The organism is Streptomyces sp. NPDC014801 (assembly GCF_043082085.1).
Taxonomy (GTDB): domain Bacteria; phylum Actinomycetota; class Actinomycetes; order Streptomycetales; family Streptomycetaceae; genus Streptomyces.
Genome location: NZ_JBIBXG010000002.1, coordinates 607115 through 624335, shown reverse-complemented (window position 1 = coordinate 624335; position 17221 = coordinate 607115). Strand labels below are relative to the sequence as shown.

Genomic DNA, 17221 nt, shown 5'->3' with positions numbered 1-17221 from the left:
AATCATGGTGCGCCGGCCGCCGCCGCGCAACGGTGGCCGGCGACGATCACGACAGGGTGATGTCGGACCCGGACACGGTGATCGGCACCTCCGGCAGCGGGCGGGTCGCGGGCGCCTTCTTCACACTGCCGTCGGCGATGGAGAACTCGCTGTGGTGGCAAGGGCAGGTGATCACGCCGTCCCGGATGCCGCTCACCGCGCAGCCCTGGTGGGTGCACTTGGCGGAGAACGCCTTGAAGGAGCCCGCCGTCGGCTGGGTCACCACCACCTGGTGCTCGGTGAGGATCTTCCCGCCGCCCTCGGGGATGTCCGAGGTCTTGGCGACCACGGTCCCCTTCGCGGACGTGTCACCGCCGCCGCCCGAACCGCACGCGGTCAGCGCCACCGCGGCTCCCGCCACGCCCACCGCCGCGACGACGGTGCGGCGGGTGGGTCCCGAAGCCGCCTGGAGCGATTCGCTGGTCATGCCGACGTCCCTTCGCCGAATACGCTGCATACGCTGCACGCCCGGACACCGTTCGTCCGGGACTTCGCAGAGCAGTACGGCGCCGGGGGACGGGCCGTTCACCGAGCGGCCCCAAGTAACCTGGGGCGATGCTCAAGGAAGTCACCGCGACCCGCTACATCACGCCTCTGCGGGAGGGCGGCTCGCTGCCGGGACTCGTCGAGGCCGACGACTTCGGGACGTACGTCATGAAGTTCACCGGAGCCGGGCAGGGCCGCAAGACGCTGGTCGCCGAGGTGGTGTGCGGGGAGCTCGCCCGGCGGCTCGGGTTCCGGGTGCCGCGCCTGGTCGCCCTCGCCCTCGACCCCGTGCTGGGCCTCGGGGAGCCCGACGCCGAGGTGCAGGGGCTGCTGCGCTCCAGCGGCGGCACCAACCTCGGCATGGACTTCCTCTCCGGGGCGCTCGGCTTCGACCCGCTCGCCTTCGCGGTCACCCCCGAGGAGGCGGGCCGGATCGTCTGGTTCGACGCACTGATCAACAACGTCGACCGGTCCTGGCGCAACCCCAACCTGCTGGTGCGGCGCGGTGAACTGTGGCTGATCGACCACGGCGCGACCATGATCTGGCACCACAACTGGCCCGGCGCGGAGGCCTCCGCGGCGCGCCCCTACGACGCCGGGGACCACGCCCTGCGCAGCTTCGGCCCCGATGTCGCGGGCGCCGCCGCCGAGCTGGCCCCGCTCGTCACCGAGGACCTCCTCGCCGAGGTCACCGCCGAGGTGCCGGACGCCTGGCTGGCCGGCGAGCCCGGCTTCGACCACCCCGACGACCTGCGGCGGGCCTACGCCCGGCCGCTGCTGGCGCGGGCCGCGGTCGTCCACGAGCGCATCACGGGGATCGAGGGGGACAAGTGAGCGAGCAGCACATCCAGGTGGCCGGCGGGCTCGCCGAGCGGCACATCACCCGGGCCGGGCAGGGCGGCGGACGGGACGTCTACGAGTACGCCCTGCTGCGCGTGGTGCCGCGCGTGGAGCGCGGCGAGTGCATCAACGCGGGCGTGCTGGTCTACTGCCGGGCCCGGGCCTACCTCGGTGCCCGCACCCACCTCGACGAGGCGCGGCTGCTCGCCCTGGACCCGGACGCGGACGTGCCCGGCGTCCGGGCGGCCCTGCGGGCGGTTCAGGAGGTCTGCGGCGGTGGCGCGGGCGCGGGCCAGGCCGCCGGGGACGACTCCGGCCGCCGTTTCCGCTGGCTGATCGCCCCCCGCTCCACGATCGTCCAGCCGGGCCCGGTCCACACCGGGCTCACCTCGGACCCGGCGGCCGAGACGGACCGGCTGCTGGAGCTGCTCGTGCGCTGAGCGGGGCGCGGGCGCGTGCGCGCGGGGCGGGAACGGGCCGGTGACGGCTCGATCCCGCCCTTCGTCGTCCGGTTGCCGTCCGGCAGGGGAGGGAAAGGCCCATCGGGCGGTTCCCCGCCTCCGCCAGAGGTAATGGATCACACCGGGCCGTGTGCCGTTGACACCGGGTGCCGACGCTTCTAGCGTCACCCCTGCTGGAGGTACTAAGCGGTCGCTCACCTGTCGGGCGTACCGTGGGAGCCACACCACGCCGGCAGGCGTTCAGGCTTTCTCGAGGGCGAGGAGAAACAACATGTCCACCACTGAGCAGCGGGTCGCCGTAGTCACCGGTGCCGCGCGCGGCATCGGCGCGGCCACCGCCGTACGACTGGCCGCCGAGGGCCGCGCCGTCGCGGTGATCGACCTCGACGAGGCCGCCTGCAAGGACACCGTGGAGAAGATCACCGCGGCCGGTGGCAGGGCCATCGCCGTCGGCGCGGACGTCTCCGACGAGGCGCAGGTCGAGGCCGCGATCGCGCGCGTCGCCGAGGAGCTCGGCGCCCCGACGATCCTCGTCAACAACGCGGGCGTCCTGCGCGACAACCTGCTGTTCAAGATGAGCGTCTCCGACTGGGACACCGTCATGAACGTGCACCTGCGCGGCTCCTTCCTGATGACCCGGGCCTGCCAGAAGCACATGGTCGACGCCGGCTTCGGCCGGATCGTGAACCTGTCGTCGTCCTCCGCCCTCGGCAACCGCGGCCAGGTCAACTACTCGGCCGCCAAGGCCGGTCTGCAGGGCTTCACCAAGACCCTCGCCAAGGAGCTCGGCAAGTTCGGCATCACCGCCAACGCCGTCGCCCCCGGCTTCATCGCCACGGAGATGACCAAGGCCACCGCCGAGCGCGTCGGCATGGGCTTCGAGGACTTCAAGGCCGCGGCCGCCACCCAGATCCCCGTGCAGCGCGTCGGCGAGCCCGAGGACATCGCCAACGCCGTCGCCTTCTTCACGGGCGAGGCAGCCGGCTTCGTCTCCGGCCAGGTCCTGTACGTCGCCGGCGGACCGCTCAACTAAGGGACAGCGCACATGACTTCCGAACTCCCCGAGCTCTCGGGCAAGGTCGCCCTGGTCACCGGCGCGAGCCGCGGCATCGGCTACGGCGTCGCCGAGGCCCTCGTCGCCCGCGGCGACCGGGTCTGCATCACCGGCCGCAACGAGGAAGCCCTGAAGGAGGCCGTCGAGAGGCTCGGCGCCGACCGCGTCATCGGCGTCGCCGGCAAGGCCCACGACGAGGCCCACCAGGCCGAGGCCGTCGAGCGCACGATGGAGGCGTTCGGCCGCGTCGACCACCTGGTCAACAACGCGGGCACCAACCCGGTCTTCGGCCCGATCGCCGACCTCGACCTGAACGTGGCCCGCAAGGTGTTCGAGACCAACGTGATCTCGGCGCTCGGCTTCGCCCAGCGGACCTGGCACGCCTGGCAGAAGGACAACGGCGGCGCGATCGTCAACATCGCCTCGGTCGCCGGTCTCGCCCCCTCGCCGTTCATCGGCGCCTACGGCGTGAGCAAGGCCGCGATGATCAACCTGACGATCCAGCTGGCGCACGAGTTCGCGCCCAAGGTGCGGGTCAACGCCATCGCCCCGGCCGTGGTGAAGACCAAGTTCGCCCAGGCCCTCTACGAGGGCCGCGAGGAGGAGGCCGCGGCGGCCTACCCGCTCAAGCGGCTCGGCGTGCCCTCGGACATCGGCGGTGCGGCCGCGTTCCTGACGTCGGAGCAGTCCGACTGGATCACCGGCCAGACCCTCGTCGTCGACGGCGGCATCTTCCTCAACGCCGGCGTCGCCTGACCCGGGACGCCCCCGAGGCCGTATGACGATTCGGGCGCCGTTTCCGTCGACCCCTTGACGGAAACGGCGCCCGGATGCGTCCCGATGCCCGCGAGGGGCCGATGACAACGTCGTCATCAACAGGGTGTTCAAAGCGCGGACGAACCAGGTTCAACACCCGTGGCCCTGCGGTATGGTCTGCCGACCCTTGGTATGGCAGATCGAGGAGCGTGCGCGTGTTCAACCGGAACCGATGCCTGCGGCAAGTGGCGGCGATCGCTTCCATAACGTCCCTGATGACCGGCTGCGGCCTGGTGTCGGGCGACGATTCGAAGGACGCGGGACCCATCGTCGTGGGCACCACGAGCGCACCCAGCACGCTCGACCCGGCCGCCTCGTGGGACGGCTCCTGGGAGCTCTTCCGCAACATCTACCAGACGCTCCTGGCGTACCCGAACGGCGCGACCGCGCCGCAGCCGGACGCCGCCCAGGAGTGCTCCTTCACCGACAGCTCCAACCGCACCTACCGGTGCCGGCTGCGCGGCGGCATGAAGTTCGCCGACGGCGACCCGCTGGACGCCAAGGCGGTGGCCTACTCCATCGAGCGCATCCGGCGCATCAACGTCCCCGGCGGCCCCGCCGGACTCCTCGGCAGCCTGGAGAGCGTGAAGGCGACCGGCGAGGACGAGGTGGTCTTCCACCTCAACAAGCCGGACGCGACCTTCCCGTTCGTGCTCGCCACCCCGGCGATGTCCATCGTCGACCCCGACGACTACCCGGCCGACGCGCTGCGCAAGGACGGCAAGGTCTTCGGCTCCGGCCCGTACGTCCTGAAGTCCTACGAGGAGGGCAAGGAGGCCCGGCTCGAGCGCAACGACCAGTACCAGGGGTACGCCAAGCGCAAGAACGACGCGGTGACGATCCGCTACTTCCAGGACTCCGCCGTCATGGTCAAGGCGCTGCGCGACAAGCAGATCGACGTCACCTACCGCGGTCTGGCCGCCGACGACATCGTCGCCCTGCAGCGCAAGGACAACGCGCAGAACCTGCAGCTGGTCGAGAGCACCGGCGCGGACATCAACTACCTGGTGTTCAACCCCAAGGACAAGTGGGCCGGCAAGGGCGCGGTGCGCCGGGCCGTCGCCCAGGTCGTGGACCGCGGGGCCATCGCGCACAAGATCTACAAGGACACCGTGGACCCGCTGTACTCCATGGTCCCCAAGGGCCTGACCGGCCACACCACGGGCTTCTTCGACGACTTCGGCGAGCCCGACCCGGCCAAGGCCCGCAAGATCCTTTCCGCGGCGAACATCCCCACGCCCGTGCCGCTCACCCTCTGGTACACCACCGACCGCTACGGCTCCGAGACCGCCCTGGAGTTCCAGGAGCTCAAGCGGCAGCTGGACGCCTCCGGACTGTTCGACATCACGCTGAAGAGCCGGCCCTGGAAGACCTACGTCGAGGGCTACCAGAAGGGCGAGTACCCGGTGTTCGGACGCGGCTGGTTCCCGGACTTCCCCGACCCGGAGAACTTCATCGCGCCCTTCGTCGGCGACCAGAACGCGCTCGGCACGCCCTACCCGCAGCCCGAGATCACCGGCATCCTGCTGCCGCGCTCGCGCCGTGAGAGCGACCGCGCCAACGTGGTGAAGGACTTCGAGGAAGCCCAGAAGATCATGGTCGAGGACGCCCGGCTGCTGCCGCTGTGGCAGGGCAAGCAGTACCTGGCCGCCAGTGAGGACGTCGCCGGGCCCGAGCGGGCCCTGGACCCCTCGACGATCATGATGATGTGGGAGCTGTCCCGCAAGACCAGCTGGTAGGACCGCGCGGACGGCGTTGTCAGTGGGTGCCGGTAGGTTCTGAGTACTGGAAGCGACCGTACGAACCCGAGGACGTTGACGTGACCGACATCGCCATGCTGCCCGAGTCCTGGCGCGGGGTACTGGGCGAGGAACTGCAGCAGCCCTACTTCAAGGAGCTGATGGAGTTCGTCGAGGAGGAGCGGGCGAACGGTCCCGTCTACCCGCCGCGCGAGCAGGTCTTCGCCGCGCTGGAGGCGACGCCGTACGACCAGGTGAAGGTCCTGATCCTCGGTCAGGACCCGTACCACGGCGAGGGGCAGGGCCACGGCCTGTGCTTCTCGGTGCGGCCCGGGGTGAAGATCCCGCCCTCGCTGCGCAACATCTACAAGGAGATGCACGAGGAGCTGGGCACGCCCATTCCCGACAACGGCTACCTGATGCCGTGGGCCCGGCAGGGCGTGCTGCTGCTCAACGCGGTGCTCACGGTGCGCGGCGGCGAGGCCAACTCGCACAAGGGCCGCGGCTGGGAGAAGTTCACCGACGCGGTGATCCGCGCGGTGGCCGGCCGGCCCGACCCCGCGGTCTTCGTCCTGTGGGGCAACTACGCGCAGAAGAAGCTCCCGCTGATCGACGTCAGCCGCCACGCCGTGGTCAAGGGCGCGCACCCCTCGCCGCTGTCGGCGAAGAAGTTCTTCGGCTCCCGCCCCTTCACCCAGATCAACGAGGCGGTGGCCCGCCAGGGCCACCAGCCGATCGACTGGACCGTGCCGAACCTGGGCTGAGCCGCCGCCGGGCCGGTTCCGCGCGAACCGGCCCGGTGCCGCCTGAGCGGGATCGCCGGTGCCGGCGGCTAGCGTCGGGGGCAAGCAGCGGGACGGCCGACGGAGGGCGCGGTGGCGGAGCGACAGGAGCGAACGGCGTCGGACGCCGTGCTGACCCGGATCGGGCAGGTGGTGATGCTGCTCCACGGCGGGGACCGCGAGGAGGCCCGGCAGCGCTTTTTGGCCCTGTGGGCGGAGATCGGGGAGCACGGCGACGCGCTGCACCGCTGCACCCTCGCCCACTACCTGGCCGACACCCAGGACGACCCGGCCGACGAACTGGCCTGGGACCTGCGGGCGCTCACCGCCGCGGAGGAACTCACCGGCGACCGGCTGGACCGGCACGAGGGCGCGCCCGCGGCCAGGGCGCTGTACCCCTCGCTCCAGCTGAACCTGGCGGCCGACTACGTCCGCCTCGGCCACCCGGACGCCGCGCGCACCCATCTCGCCCGGGCCCGCGCCGCGGCCGACGCCCTGGCCGACGACAGCTACGGCGACGGGGTGCGCGCGGCGATCCGGCGGATGGAGCTGCGGCTGGGGGAGTGATCCCCGCCCGCCCATCCGCTCGCGGCACGGCGATCGGCCGTCCTCGCCTCAGTGGCCGTACGTCTGCTTGCAGATCCGCGCCTGGGGGCTGTCCGGGCGCCAGCCGCCGTACTGCTCGCCGAGTGCGCAGACGTCGGTGGTGCGGCGGCCAGGCCCGTCCGGGACCCGCACGCGCGGGGGCTGCGGACGGCGGTGTTCCGGGTGGGCGGGGTGCGGGTGCGGCTGCGGGACTTCCGGGCGCCGGTGCTGGGGCTGCGCGGGTGCCGGGTGCCCGGCCGCCGCGGGCCTGCGGGGGCGGGGCGGCTCGGACTCCGGGCGCCGGGACGGTCCGACCATCTCCAGGGCCTCACGGGCCGGCGCCTGCACGACCCGCTGCTCCGCCTGCCCGTCCGGACGCGGGACGGACGGCGAGGCCGGCCGGACCGGTGCGGCCGACGGCCCGGGCGCGGGCGGACGCTGGACCGTCACACAGCCGGAGAGGGCCGAGACAGCCACGGTGACCAGGAGCGTTGCGGTGGTCGTCGTTCGATGCACCCGCGTCACTCTGCTGGTTCGGCGCCGCGGACGGGCGGCGGACGAGGCCAGGATGCCCCGCACGGGTGATCTCCGGCCCCGTACGGAGGTCCCGCGTGTGCCCCGGCTGACGTCAGTCGCCGGTCGCGCCGTCGATGCTCTCCCGGATCAGATCGGCGTGGCCGTTGTGCCGGGCGTACTCCTCGATCATGTGCGTGTAGATCCAGCGCAGACTGACCGCTCGGCCGCCGACGACCCGTCCGGCACCCTTCGACATGTCGTCCAGCGCGAACGCGGCCGCGTGCCGGCGGGCGGCGTCGATCTCCGCCTGCCACGTCGCGTACGCCTCCTGCCAGGTGTCCGCCTCGCCCACGTGGAAGTCCCCGTCCGGGTCCTCCTCGCTGTACCAGATCGGCTCGGCGCCGTCCCCGGCGAGCACCCTGCGGAACCAGCTCCGCTCGACCTCCGCCATGTGGCGCACCAGTCCCATCAGGGACAGGTCGGAGGGTGCGACGGACGCGGTCCTCAGCTGCGCGTCGGTCAGGCCCTCGCACTTGAGGGCGAGGGTCCGGCGGTGGAACTCCAGCCAGCCCTCCAGCATGGTGCGTTCGTCGGCGTCCACGGCGGGCATACGGCGCTCAGTCGTCATGCCCGCATCCTCCCGCAGGCGGCACCCGGCCGACCAGCGGATTCACGGTCGGCGGCCGCGGTCGTCCCCCTCGCCGAGCATGCCGGTCAGCAGCTCCCGCAGTCCCTGGCGTACCGCGTCCAGGCCCGGGGCCCGGTACGCGCCGGCCACGCAGGAGAACATCAGGCCGTCCGCCCAGGCGACCAGGGAGAGCGCGTGGCGGTCGGGGTCGGGTGAGCCCAGGGCGGTGACCAGGGCGGTCAGCTGGTCGCGGAAGCGGGCGCCGGTGGTGTCGTAGGCGGTGCGCAGTTCGGGGCGGCGGGTGGCCTCCAGGGCCAGTTCGTAGCGGGCGAGCGTGAGGTCGCGGTTGCGGGTCAGCGCGCGGTGCAGTGCCAGGGCCAGCGCGCCCACCACGGCGTCGGTGCCCGCGTCCGGGCCGGGCATCTCGTGCAGCGCCAGCACCCGGGCCTCGCGGTCGGCGAGCCGGCGCACCGCCAGCTCCAGCAGCGCCTGCCGGGTGCGCGCCACGTTCGACGTCGAGCCCTGGGCGAGCCCGGCCGCCTCGTCGACCGCCCGGTGGGTGAGCCCGCGCATCCCGCGCTCGGCGAGCAGGGCCAGGGCGGTGTCGGCGACGAGGTCGGCGCGAGCGGCGCCTGCGGTGCGAACGGACATGGAGGTCACGCTACCCGGCCAACTACACCTGTAGTACAGTCGACGCGTACTACAGATGTAGTGACGGGCAAGCGTCAGGAGGCGTCATGAGCGAGGCACGGCACGCCGTCGTCATCGGCGGCGGCATCGGCGGACTGACCGCGGCCGCCGCCCTGCACGTGACGGTGCTGGAGCGGGCCCGCTCCCTCGAACCGGTCGGCGCGGCCATCTCCCTCGCCCCCAACTCCCTGCGCGCCCTGGACGTCATCGGCCTCGGCGAGGAGATCCGCGCGCTCGCCGCCTGGCAGGGCGACGGCGGACTGCGCACCCCGGGCGGCCGCTGGCTCTGCCGTACCGACGCCTCCGCGGCCGCCGCGCGGTTCGGCGGCCCCCTGGTCCTGGTGCACCGCGCCTCCCTCGTCGACCGCCTCGCCGCGCAGCTCCCGCCCGGCACCGTGCGCACCGCCGCCGAGGCGACCGTCGCCGACCCCGGCGACGCCCGCCGCCCGGCCGTCGTGCGCACCGCCGACGGCGCACTGGAGGCCGACCTGGTCGTGGCCGCCGACGGCATCCACTCCGCCGTACGCCGCACGCTCTTCCCCGAGCACCCGGGGACCGTCTACTCCGGGTTCACCACCTGGCGGGTCGTCGTCCCGCTGCCCGGCGTGGCCTTCGCCTCGCACGAGACCTGGGGGCGCGGCCGCATCTGGGGCACGCACCCCCTCCAGGACGGCCGCGTCTACGCCTACGCCGCGGCCCAGGCCCCGGCCGGCGAGCGCGCCCCCGACGGCGACGAACGCGCCGAACTGCTGCGCCGCTTCGGCGACTGGCACGACCCGATCCCCGCCGTCCTCGCCGCCGTACGCCCCGAGGACGTGCTCCGCCACGACGTCCACCACATCGCCCAGCCGCTGCCGGCCTGTCACCGCGGCCGTGTCGCCCTCCTCGGGGACGCCGCGCACGCCATGCCGCCCACCCTCGGGCAGGGCGGCAACCAGGCCGTCGAGGACGCCGTCGTGCTCGCCCACCACTGCGACGACCTCGCCGCCTACACCGCCGCCCGGCTGCCCCGCACGACCGCGATCGCCCGCCAGGCGGTGCGGGTCTCCCGTCTCAACCTCACCGCCAACCGGGCCGTGATCGCCGTACGCAACGCGGCGCTCGCCTCCCTTTCCAAGGCGGCACCGGCCCTGTTCCTGCGGAGCTTCGACGGGATCGCCGACTGGCGGCCGCCGCAGGCCCCGTATGCTGCCGTGCAGTCAGCGGATACGCAGTGAAGGAGCCCCGGGTGAAGGTCGGCTGCATCGGACTCGGCGACATCGCGCAGAAGGCCTATCTGCCGGTGCTCGCCTTCCAGCCCGGGGTGGAGCTGCACCTGCAGACCCGCACCCCGGCCACCCTGGAACGCGTCGCCGACAGCCTGCACCTGCCGGCCGGCCGCCGCCACCGCGACCTGGACGCCCTGCTGGCCGAGGGCCTGGACGCGGCCTTCGTGCACGCGCCGACCGCCGCCCACCCCGAGATCGTCACCCGGCTGCTGGAAGCGGGCGTCCCCACCTACGTCGACAAGCCGCTCGCCTACGAACTCGCCGACTCCACGCGGCTGGTGGAGCTGGCCGAGCAGCGCGGCGTCACGCTCGCCGTCGGCTTCAACCGCCGCTTCGCGCCCGGGTACGCGCAGTGCCTGGAGCACCCGCGCGAGCTGATCCTCCTGCAGAAGAACCGGATCGGGCTGCCCGAGGAACCGCGCGGCATGATCCTGGACGACTTCATCCACGTCGTGGACACCCTGCGGTTCCTGGTGCCCGGCCAGATCGACGACGTCACCGTGCGGGCCCGTGTCGAGGACGGACTGCTCCACCACGTCGTCCTCCAGCTCGCCGGCGACGGCTTCACCGCCCTCGGCGTGATGAACCGGCTCAGCGGCTCCAACGAGGAGATCCTGGAGGTGTCCGGGCAGGACACCAAGCGCCAGGTCGTCAACCTCGCCGAGACCATCGACCACAAGGGCCAGCCCACCGTGCGCCGGCGCGGCGACTGGGTGCCGGTGGCCCGCCAGCGCGGCATCGAACAGGCCGTGCTGTCCTTCCTGGACGCGGTGCGCGCGGGCCGCCTGCTCAGCGCCCGTGACGCACTGGAGACTCACGAACTGTGCGAGCGGGTGGTACGTGCGGTGCGGGAGCGCTCCGGCGCAGCCTGACCGCGCGTACGCCCTCCGTCAGCGCGAGCGCCGCCAGCACCAGCAGCGCCACGTCCACCGGCCAGTCGCCGTAGCGGACGTACGGCGTGACGCCGTCGGCCAGCGGCACCTCGTACGCCTGCGCCCGGCTCGCGCCGGTGCCGAGCCAGGAGCCGACGCGCTCACCGCTCGGGCCGTACACCGCCGACACGCCCGTCAGCGTGGCGTGCACCATCGGCCGGCCGGTCTCGGCGGAGCGCAGCGCGGCGAGCGAGGCGTGCTGCCCGGGCGCCCAGCTGTGCTGGAACGACGACGTCGAGGACTGGCCGACCAGCACGTCCGCGCCGTCCTGGGCGAGCCGGCGGCTCATGTCGGGGAACGCCGTCTCGAAGCAGATCAGCGGGCCGAGCCGCAGCCCGTGCCCGGCGTGCATCACGACCTGCCCGGAACCGCGCCGGCGGTCCTCACCGGCCGCCTTGCCCACGGAGGTCGCCCAGCCCAGCAGCGACCGCGCCGGGACGTACTCGCCGAACGGCACCAGCCGCATCTTGTCGTAGCGGTCGCCGGTGAGCCCGTCGGGCCCCACCAGCACCGAACTCTTGTAGATGCCGGGCCGGTCGGAGCGGCGCGCGTCCACGTTGACCAGGATGTCGGCGCCGGTCTCCCGGGACAGCGCCGCGATCCGCCGGGCCAGGTCGGGCCGCGCCGTCAGGTCGAAGCCCACGCTGGACTCGCCCCACACGATCAGATCGACCTGCCGCCCGGCCAGCTGCCGGGTCAGCCGCTCCTCGACGGCGAACCTCCGGTCACCGCTGTCGGCGCCGTCCACGACCCCCGGCTGGACCACGGCGATGCGCGCCTGCCCGTCCACGTGCGGGCGCGGCGACCACACCCAGGCGGCCGAGGTGGCCGCGGCGGTCGCGACCAGACCCGCCACCGCGGGCACCCGCGCCTCCCGCACCGTGAGCAGCACCGCCGCGGCCACGTTGACCGCGACCACCAGGAAGCTGAGCAGCCACACGCCGCCCACCGAGGCGAGCCGCAGCGCGGGCGTCACCTGCCACTGGCTGGCGCCCAGCATCCCCCACGGGCCGCCGAGCCCCTGCCAGGAGCGCACGAGTTCCACCATCAGCCACGCGGACGGCAGCACGAGCAGCGCCGCCGCGACCCGGCCCCGGGACGGCACACCCGCGAGGAAGCGGTGCACCAGCCATGCCCAGGGCGCCCACAGCGCGCCCAGCAGGGCGGCCAGCACCAGCGTGAACACATGCAGGTCCGGCAGCAGCCAGTGGTGCATGCCCAGCATGAAGCCGAAGCCGCCGCACCAGCCGTCGTACGCGGCGCGCCGCTGGGTCGGGGCGCCCCGTGCGAGCAGGATCCACGGCACCAGGGCGACGTAGGCGAACCACCAGGCGGCGGGCGCGGGGAAGGCGAGCACGGGCAGGGCGCCGGCCAGCGCGCCGAGCGCGGCGCGACGCCAGGTGGAGGCGAGCCAACTGCTGAGCGTCTTCATATGCCGCCCTCCTACCCGGTGCGGGCTCCAGTGTGCGCGCCGGACGGGAACCGGCGACAGGGGGCCCGGCTCAGCAGGCCGGGCGGCGCCCCACCGGCTCGCTCAGCCGGGCGGCGTCCCACCCGGCTCACCCAGCCGGGCGGCGGTCTCCCAGCTCAGCCGGCCGGGCGGCGGTCTCCCAGCTCAGCCGGCCGGGCGGCGCCACTTCTCCTGGACCACCACCCGGTCGAGCCGCCAGCCGTCGGCGGTGCGCACGGCGCCGAAGACGTACCGGCCGCCGCACACGACGTCCGGTGCGGTGGAGGCGCCGTCGGCCCCGGCCGTCAGCAGCAGCGGGCTGACGTAGTCGGCCCGGACCTCGGCCGTGTCCCCGGTCTCGTGGTCCAGGGCCCCGAAGCGCACGCGGCGGTTGACGAGAAGGTGCTGGCGCGTCGCGAACGGCCGCATGCTCTCGGCGAGCCACTCGGCGATCCGCTCCACGTCCGCCTCGATGCCGCCGGCCGAGCGGTAGTCGGCCCGCCCGTCCGGGGCGAACAGCTCCTGGTACGCCGCCCAGTCGCCGTCGTCCACCGCGGCCGCGTAGTCGGTGACCAGGGCGTCCACGGCGAGCCGGTCTCTTACGGTGGCGAGCTCCATACGCTGCGTCATCGGCCCAGTGTTGGGCATGGCGGGGGCGCAGCCAAGGGGGCGCGGGCCTCCGCGCCCGGGGCGTCGCGATATTCGGTGGCCGGTGCGGGCGGCGCCGGGCACCCTGACGGACGTGAATGATCAGAATGTCCAACCGGAACCCCGATTCCGGATCCGCGCCCGGTACACCGACACCACGGTCACCGTCTACCAGGCGTACCGCCCGCAGATCGGCCTCCCCGCGGCCCGCACCGGACGCTTCCCGTCCTCCTGGAAGCGCGACCGGATGACCTGGATCAAGCCCTCGTTCCTGTGGATGATGTACCGCTGCGGCTGGGGCACGAAGGAGGACCAGGAGACCGTCCTCGCCGTCGAGATCACCCGCGAGGGCTTCGAGTGGGCGCTGCGCCACGCCTGCCTGTCCCACCATGTGCCCGAGCTGCACGGCGACCGGGACGCCTGGAAGCGGCAGTTGCGCGAGGCGTCGGCGCGCGTGCAGTGGGACCCGGAGCGGGACCTGCACTTCAGCCCGCTGCCGTACCGCTCGCTGCAGCTGGGCCTCGGCGGCGAGGCCACCGCGCGCTTTGCCGACGAGTGGATCGTCGGCATCGAGGACGTGACCCCGCTGGCCACGGAGATCCATGCGCTCGTACGGGCGGGCGAACTCGACGCGGCGACCGGCAAGCTACCGGTGGAGCGGCCGTATCCGCTGGAAGGGGAGGCGCTCGCGCACCTCTGCGCCTAGAGTGATCGATGATCGATCATTTCGGCTCCCGGAGGTTCACGTGGTCCGACCCCTCACCGTCGTCACCGGCGGCAGCCGCGGCATCGGCGCCGCGACCTGCCTCAGGCTCGCGGCCGACGGGCACGACGTGGCCGTCGGCTATGTGCGGGACGCCGACGCCGCCGAGCAGGTCGTGGACGCCGTCCGCGCGGCCGGCCGGCGCGGCCTCGCGGTCCGCGTGGACACCTCCGTCGAGGAGGACGTCGACGAGCTCTTCGGCACGGTGGAGCGGGAGTTGGGGCCGGTGACGGGGCTGGTGAACAACGCGGCCGTCACCGGACCGCTGGGCCGGCTCGCCGACACCGGCACGGCCGATCTGCGCCGGGTGGTCGACGTCAACCTGTTCGGCGTCCTGCTGTGCGCGCGACGCGCCGCGCAGTCGATGACCGCGCGGGGGAGCGGGGCGATCGTCAACGTGTCCTCGGCCGCCGCGACGCTCGGCAGTCCCGGCGAGTACGTCCACTACGCCGCCACCAAGGCCGCCGTGGACGCCCTCACGGTGGGGCTGGCCAAGGAACTCGGCCCGGACGGCGTCCGGGTCAACGCCGTGGCTCCCGGGGTGATCGACACGCAGATCCACGCAGCGATGGGCGACCCCGAGCGGGCGCACCGCGCGGCGGCCACGATTCCGCTGCGCCGCCCGGGCCGGGCCGAGGAAGTCGCCGCTGCCGTCGCCTGGCTGCTGTCCCCGGACGCCGCCTACACGACGGGTGCGGTGCTGCGCGTGGCGGGCGGACGCTGACGCGGGCCGCGCCGGCGACCGCAGGCCGGGCCGTGTCTCAGGCCGCCTCGACGACCTCGCCCCGTACCGCCGCCGCCCACTGCACGACCAACAGTTCGTACTCCGCGCGCTCCTGCGCCGACAACGTGCCGCGGGCGCGCAGCCACAGCGCGCGGATCCGCTCGTTGACCTCGGCAGCGGACCGCGCGGAACCGGAGGGGAGGGAATCGGGGGACATGCGCATCAGCCTAGGGGCAAGAACTGACACTGCGCTACCGATTGGCTACGCATCCCGTATGGAGTCGGTCACGAACGGTTTCCGGACGGTCGCGGGAGCTCCGGGTCAGTCGATCCAGACCACGACGCACAGGCCACGCCGCGCGGCACCGGCGTAGAACTCCCGCAGCGCCACGAAGTGTTGGGTCAGATACGCGCCGACGTCCCCGTCGAAGCCGTCCGTGTGCCCACAGGCGGCCGCGGCCCGCATCGGATCGGCGGGCAGGCCGGCGAGCAGCGCGGCCACGTCGACGTCCCGCAGTTCCCGGGCGATCTTCTCGACCTCGGCCGGGTCGAGCACCCGCGGCGGGTCGGTGAAACCGTCGTAGACCTCGTCGTGGTCGAGGAAACCCGCGGTGTGGCCGTATGTGGCCGAAACCGCGCGGTCGAGCAGCTCCGCCACCGCCGGCGCGGCACCCGTGGAACGGCAGTAGGCGGCGAGCCCCCAGTTCGCCCAGCCGGTGTCCAGCAGATCCGCGGCGGGCGGGTCCCAGCCGGGAGCGGCGCCCGGCGAGTCGAGCGCCGACTGCCGGCAGCGTTCCAGGTACTCGGGGGTCACACGGGCGAAGCGCTGGGTGAGTGCCATGGCTTCATACCTCCCCCCTCCGCCGGGCCGTGACTCAGCCCGAGGACTCCGCGGCGTGCGGGCTCAGCACTCCCGCGGACACGAGCGCGATGATCACGGCCCCGAGGACGATCCGGTACCAGACGAACGGCATGAAGGACTTGCTGGAGATGTACTTCATGAACCAGGCGATGACCGCGTACCCGGACCCGAAGGCGATCACCGTCGCGAAGATCGTCGGCCCCCAGGAGACGTGGTCGCTCTCCATCGCGTCCTTCAGCTCGAAGAGCCCGGAGGCGAGCACGGCCGGAATGGCGAGGAGGAAGGAGTAGCGGGCCGCGGCCTCGCGCCGGTAGCCCATGAACAGGCCGCCGCTGATGGTCGCGCCCGAGCGGGAGACACCCGGGATCAGGGCGCACGCCTGGCACAGGCCGAAGATCAGGCCGTCCTTCACGCCCAGGTCCCGCAGCGTCTTGCGCTGCTTCGGTGCCCGGTGCCGGCCGCCCGTCTCGTCGCGGGCCGCCAGCCGGTCGGCTATCCCGATGACGACACCGACGACGATGAGCATCGTCGCGGTGACCCGCAGATCGCGGAACGGCCCCTCGATCTGGTCCTTGAGCGTCACGCCCAGCACGCCGATCGGGATCGAGCCGACGATGACCAGCCAGCCCATCTGCGCGTCGTGGTCCCGGCGCATGCCCCGGTCGTACAGCGAGCGGAACCAGGCCGAGAGGATCCCCGCGATGTCCTTGCGGAAGTAGATCAGCACGGCGGCCTCGGTGCCGATCTGGGTGATCGCCGTGAAGGCCGCGCCCGGGTCGTGCCAGCCGGAGAAGGCCGCGGTGAGCCGCAGATGCGCGCTGGAGGAGACGGGGAGGAACTCGGTCAGCCCCTGGACGAGTCCGAGGACGAGCGATTCAAACCAAGACATGAAGTTACGTCAGTCCAAGTGCCGGTCGTGGAAGGGGCGACGGGGCACTGGGCCGCCGTACGCGATGATCACGTGTGTCGAGGGCAGCGTAGCGTCCCGTGATGACGGGCCTTCCGCGGGGGCGGCGGCCCCGGAAGCGGGGGCGGTGGCCCTTCGGCCGGGGGCCGGCGGCGCGCGTCACGACCCGGGCCGGCGGCGCGCGTCACGACCGGGGCCGCGGCGCGCTTCGGGACCGGCGGAGGTGGTGCGCGTCACGACCGGCGCACGTGGTGCGCGTCAGGACCGGCGGAGGTGGTGCCGCTTGCGCCAGGCCACCACCGCGCCCGCCAGGCCCGGCAGCGCGATACTCGCGAGCGCCGCCAGGAAGACGGGCGAGGTCGGGGTGGAGGCGCGGGCCCCGGCGACGGCGTACGCGACGGTGTTCGGGACCGATCCCAGGGCCGTCGCCAGCAGGAACGGCAGGCAGCGGATGCGGGAGACGGCCGCGCAGTAGTTCGCCGCCCAGAACGGCACCCCCGGGAACAGCCGCGCCGCCAGCATCGAACGGAAGCCGTGCCGGCTGAGCTGTCCGTCCGCCGCCTTCAGCACCCGGCCGCGCAGCAGCGGCCGCAACGCGTCCTGACCGAGCGCCCGACCCAGGCCGAAGGCGATCCCGGCGCCCAGCACCGTGCCGGCCAGCGAGGTGGCGAGCCCCGTCCAGGTGCCGAACAGCGCGCCCGCCGCGATGTTGAGCAGCGGCCGCGGCACGAACGCCACCGTGCACAGCCCGTACGCCACGGCGAACACGACGGCCGCCGCCGCACCGCCGAGGTGTGGTGGCCAGCCGTGGGCCAGCAGCCGCTGCGGTTCGAACAGCAGCACCGAGCAGCCGGCCGCCGCGAGCAGCGCGACCAGCAGGGAGAAACGGGACCAGGGCGAGCGCAGCACACGCGTGCAGCGCGCGGCGAGCGTGCCGGGCACGGGTGCGGGGACGACGAGCTCCATGGCGGCGGCCCGGGGAGAGGCCGTGGCGGTGCCCCCAGAGCGGGTGGGTGCATCGGGCACTTGAC

General features: G+C 73.3%; 21 protein-coding genes. 11 read left to right on the top strand and 10 right to left on the bottom strand.

Translation table 11 applies throughout. The features are described from left to right. Positions 1–46 precede the first annotated feature (46 nt). A complete protein-coding gene (locus ACF1AL_RS06560) occupies positions 47–466 on the bottom strand; it encodes a Rieske (2Fe-2S) protein (RefSeq protein ID WP_384209658.1) in 420 nt (139 codons plus the stop codon). A 128-nt stretch (positions 467–594) separates the two neighbouring features. On the opposite strand from ACF1AL_RS06560, the gene ACF1AL_RS06555 reads away from it, so the two are divergent. The 7 genes from ACF1AL_RS06555 (at position 595) to ACF1AL_RS06525 (ending at position 6784) form a co-directional block, all read left to right on the top strand. Next, entirely contained in the window at positions 595–1359 is a 765-nt protein-coding gene (locus ACF1AL_RS06555) for a HipA family kinase (RefSeq protein WP_366839072.1), read from the top strand. A gap of 17 nt (positions 1360–1376) precedes the next feature. After that, positions 1377–1805: a DUF3037 domain-containing protein gene (locus tag ACF1AL_RS06550; RefSeq protein ID WP_366839114.1), complete on the top strand. Its 429-nt coding sequence runs from the start codon at positions 1377–1379 to the stop codon at positions 1803–1805. 292 nt (positions 1806–2097) lie between these two features. Beyond that, positions 2098–2859, top strand: a complete 762-nt coding sequence (gene fabG, locus ACF1AL_RS06545; protein ID WP_366839071.1) for a 3-oxoacyl-ACP reductase FabG — start codon at positions 2098–2100, stop codon at positions 2857–2859. Between the two features lie 12 nt (positions 2860–2871). Then, positions 2872–3636, top strand: a complete 765-nt coding sequence (locus ACF1AL_RS06540; protein ID WP_391696360.1) for an SDR family oxidoreductase — start codon at positions 2872–2874, stop codon at positions 3634–3636. A gap of 215 nt (positions 3637–3851) precedes the next feature. Next, positions 3852–5435 (top strand): ABC transporter substrate-binding protein, encoded by a 1584-nt coding sequence (locus ACF1AL_RS06535; protein ID WP_366839069.1) that lies wholly within the window; start codon positions 3852–3854, stop codon positions 5433–5435. Positions 5436–5515: 80 nt separating this feature from the next. Beyond that, positions 5516–6199, top strand: coding sequence for a uracil-DNA glycosylase (gene ung, locus ACF1AL_RS06530; RefSeq protein WP_366839068.1), 684 nt, complete (start codon positions 5516–5518; stop codon positions 6197–6199). Positions 6200–6310: 111 nt separating this feature from the next. Further along, positions 6311–6784: a hypothetical protein gene (locus ACF1AL_RS06525; protein ID WP_366839067.1), complete on the top strand. Its 474-nt coding sequence runs from the start codon at positions 6311–6313 to the stop codon at positions 6782–6784. 48 nt (positions 6785–6832) lie between these two features. Here ACF1AL_RS06525 and ACF1AL_RS06520 read toward each other — a convergent pair whose 3' ends face one another. The 3 genes from ACF1AL_RS06520 to ACF1AL_RS06510 form a co-directional block, all read right to left on the bottom strand. Then, positions 6833–7327 carry a hypothetical protein gene (locus ACF1AL_RS06520; protein WP_391697194.1) on the bottom strand — a complete coding sequence of 165 codons (495 nt, stop codon included), beginning with the start codon at positions 7325–7327 and terminating at the stop codon, positions 6833–6835. Positions 7328–7430: 103 nt separating this feature from the next. After that, positions 7431–7946, bottom strand: coding sequence for a DinB family protein (locus tag ACF1AL_RS06515; RefSeq protein ID WP_366839066.1), 516 nt, complete (start codon positions 7944–7946; stop codon positions 7431–7433). 42 nt (positions 7947–7988) lie between these two features. Further along, entirely contained in the window at positions 7989–8597 is a 609-nt protein-coding gene (locus tag ACF1AL_RS06510) for a TetR/AcrR family transcriptional regulator (protein ID WP_391696364.1), read from the bottom strand. Positions 8598–8683: 86 nt separating this feature from the next. On the opposite strand from ACF1AL_RS06510, the gene ACF1AL_RS06505 reads away from it, so the two are divergent. Both ACF1AL_RS06505 and ACF1AL_RS06500 read left to right on the top strand, forming a co-directional pair. Beyond that, positions 8684–9853 (top strand): FAD-dependent monooxygenase, encoded by a 1170-nt coding sequence (locus ACF1AL_RS06505; RefSeq protein ID WP_391779163.1) that lies wholly within the window; start codon positions 8684–8686, stop codon positions 9851–9853. Between the two features lie 11 nt (positions 9854–9864). Next, on the top strand, positions 9865–10776 hold the full coding sequence (locus ACF1AL_RS06500; RefSeq protein ID WP_384209640.1) for a Gfo/Idh/MocA family protein: 912 nt from the start codon (positions 9865–9867) through the stop codon (positions 10774–10776). Here ACF1AL_RS06500 and lnt read toward each other — a convergent pair. Then, positions 10694–12268 (bottom strand): apolipoprotein N-acyltransferase, encoded by a 1575-nt coding sequence (lnt, locus tag ACF1AL_RS06495; RefSeq protein WP_391779162.1) that lies wholly within the window; start codon positions 12266–12268, stop codon positions 10694–10696. The genes ACF1AL_RS06500 and lnt overlap by 83 nt on opposite strands. 183 nt (positions 12269–12451) lie before the next feature. Beyond that, on the bottom strand, positions 12452–12916 hold the full coding sequence (locus ACF1AL_RS06490) for a nuclear transport factor 2 family protein (RefSeq protein ID WP_391779161.1): 465 nt from the start codon (positions 12914–12916) through the stop codon (positions 12452–12454). Positions 12917–13028: 112 nt separating this feature from the next. On the opposite strand from ACF1AL_RS06490, the gene ACF1AL_RS06485 reads away from it, so the two are divergent. Then, positions 13029–13640 (top strand): DUF4291 domain-containing protein, encoded by a 612-nt coding sequence (locus ACF1AL_RS06485; RefSeq protein ID WP_391779160.1) that lies wholly within the window; start codon positions 13029–13031, stop codon positions 13638–13640. A gap of 40 nt (positions 13641–13680) precedes the next feature. Further along, positions 13681–14421 (top strand): SDR family oxidoreductase, encoded by a 741-nt coding sequence (locus tag ACF1AL_RS06480; protein ID WP_366839059.1) that lies wholly within the window; start codon positions 13681–13683, stop codon positions 14419–14421. Between the two features lie 37 nt (positions 14422–14458). Here ACF1AL_RS06480 and ACF1AL_RS06475 read toward each other — a convergent pair whose 3' ends face one another. From ACF1AL_RS06475 to ACF1AL_RS06460, 4 genes are all read right to left on the bottom strand, one after another. Then, positions 14459–14638 (bottom strand): hypothetical protein, encoded by a 180-nt coding sequence (locus tag ACF1AL_RS06475; RefSeq protein ID WP_366839058.1) that lies wholly within the window; start codon positions 14636–14638, stop codon positions 14459–14461. Positions 14639–14743: 105 nt separating this feature from the next. Continuing rightward, positions 14744–15262, bottom strand: a complete 519-nt coding sequence (locus tag ACF1AL_RS06470) for a DUF1877 family protein (RefSeq protein ID WP_391696381.1) — start codon at positions 15260–15262, stop codon at positions 14744–14746. Between the two features lie 34 nt (positions 15263–15296). Continuing rightward, on the bottom strand, positions 15297–16172 hold the full coding sequence (locus tag ACF1AL_RS06465; protein WP_366839056.1) for an undecaprenyl-diphosphate phosphatase: 876 nt from the start codon (positions 16170–16172) through the stop codon (positions 15297–15299). A 276-nt stretch (positions 16173–16448) separates the two neighbouring features. Further along, positions 16449–17156: a TVP38/TMEM64 family protein gene (locus ACF1AL_RS06460; protein ID WP_391779186.1), complete on the bottom strand. Its 708-nt coding sequence runs from the start codon at positions 17154–17156 to the stop codon at positions 16449–16451. Positions 17157–17221: the final 65 nt, after the last annotated feature.

What these genes read in the sequence shown, in the direction of transcription:
- ACF1AL_RS06540 (WP_391696360.1), top strand. Translation starts at nt 2,872, where the DNA reads ATGACTTCCGAACTCCCCGAGCTCTCGGGCAAGGTCGCCCTGGTCACC.
- fabG (WP_366839071.1), top strand. Translation starts at nt 2,098, where the DNA reads ATGTCCACCACTGAGCAGCGGGTCGCCGTAGTCACCGGTGCCGCGCGC.
- ACF1AL_RS06505 (WP_391779163.1), top strand. Translation starts at nt 8,684, where the DNA reads ATGAGCGAGGCACGGCACGCCGTCGTCATCGGCGGCGGCATCGGCGGA.
- ACF1AL_RS06465 (WP_366839056.1), bottom strand. Translation starts at nt 16,172, where the DNA reads ATGTCTTGGTTTGAATCGCTCGTCCTCGGACTCGTCCAGGGGCTGACC.
- lnt (WP_391779162.1), bottom strand. Translation starts at nt 12,268, where the DNA reads ATGAAGACGCTCAGCAGTTGGCTCGCCTCCACCTGGCGTCGCGCCGCG.
- ACF1AL_RS06555 (WP_366839072.1), top strand. Translation starts at nt 595, where the DNA reads ATGCTCAAGGAAGTCACCGCGACCCGCTACATCACGCCTCTGCGGGAG.
- ACF1AL_RS06560 (WP_384209658.1), bottom strand. Translation starts at nt 466, where the DNA reads ATGACCAGCGAATCGCTCCAGGCGGCTTCGGGACCCACCCGCCGCACC.
- ACF1AL_RS06490 (WP_391779161.1), bottom strand. Translation starts at nt 12,916, where the DNA reads ATGACGCAGCGTATGGAGCTCGCCACCGTAAGAGACCGGCTCGCCGTG.
- ACF1AL_RS06460 (WP_391779186.1), bottom strand. Translation starts at nt 17,156, where the DNA reads ATGGAGCTCGTCGTCCCCGCACCCGTGCCCGGCACGCTCGCCGCGCGC.
- ACF1AL_RS06515 (WP_366839066.1), bottom strand. Translation starts at nt 7,946, where the DNA reads ATGACGACTGAGCGCCGTATGCCCGCCGTGGACGCCGACGAACGCACC.
- ACF1AL_RS06475 (WP_366839058.1), bottom strand. Translation starts at nt 14,638, where the DNA reads ATGTCCCCCGATTCCCTCCCCTCCGGTTCCGCGCGGTCCGCTGCCGAG.
- ACF1AL_RS06470 (WP_391696381.1), bottom strand. Translation starts at nt 15,262, where the DNA reads ATGGCACTCACCCAGCGCTTCGCCCGTGTGACCCCCGAGTACCTGGAA.
- ACF1AL_RS06510 (WP_391696364.1), bottom strand. Translation starts at nt 8,597, where the DNA reads ATGTCCGTTCGCACCGCAGGCGCCGCTCGCGCCGACCTCGTCGCCGAC.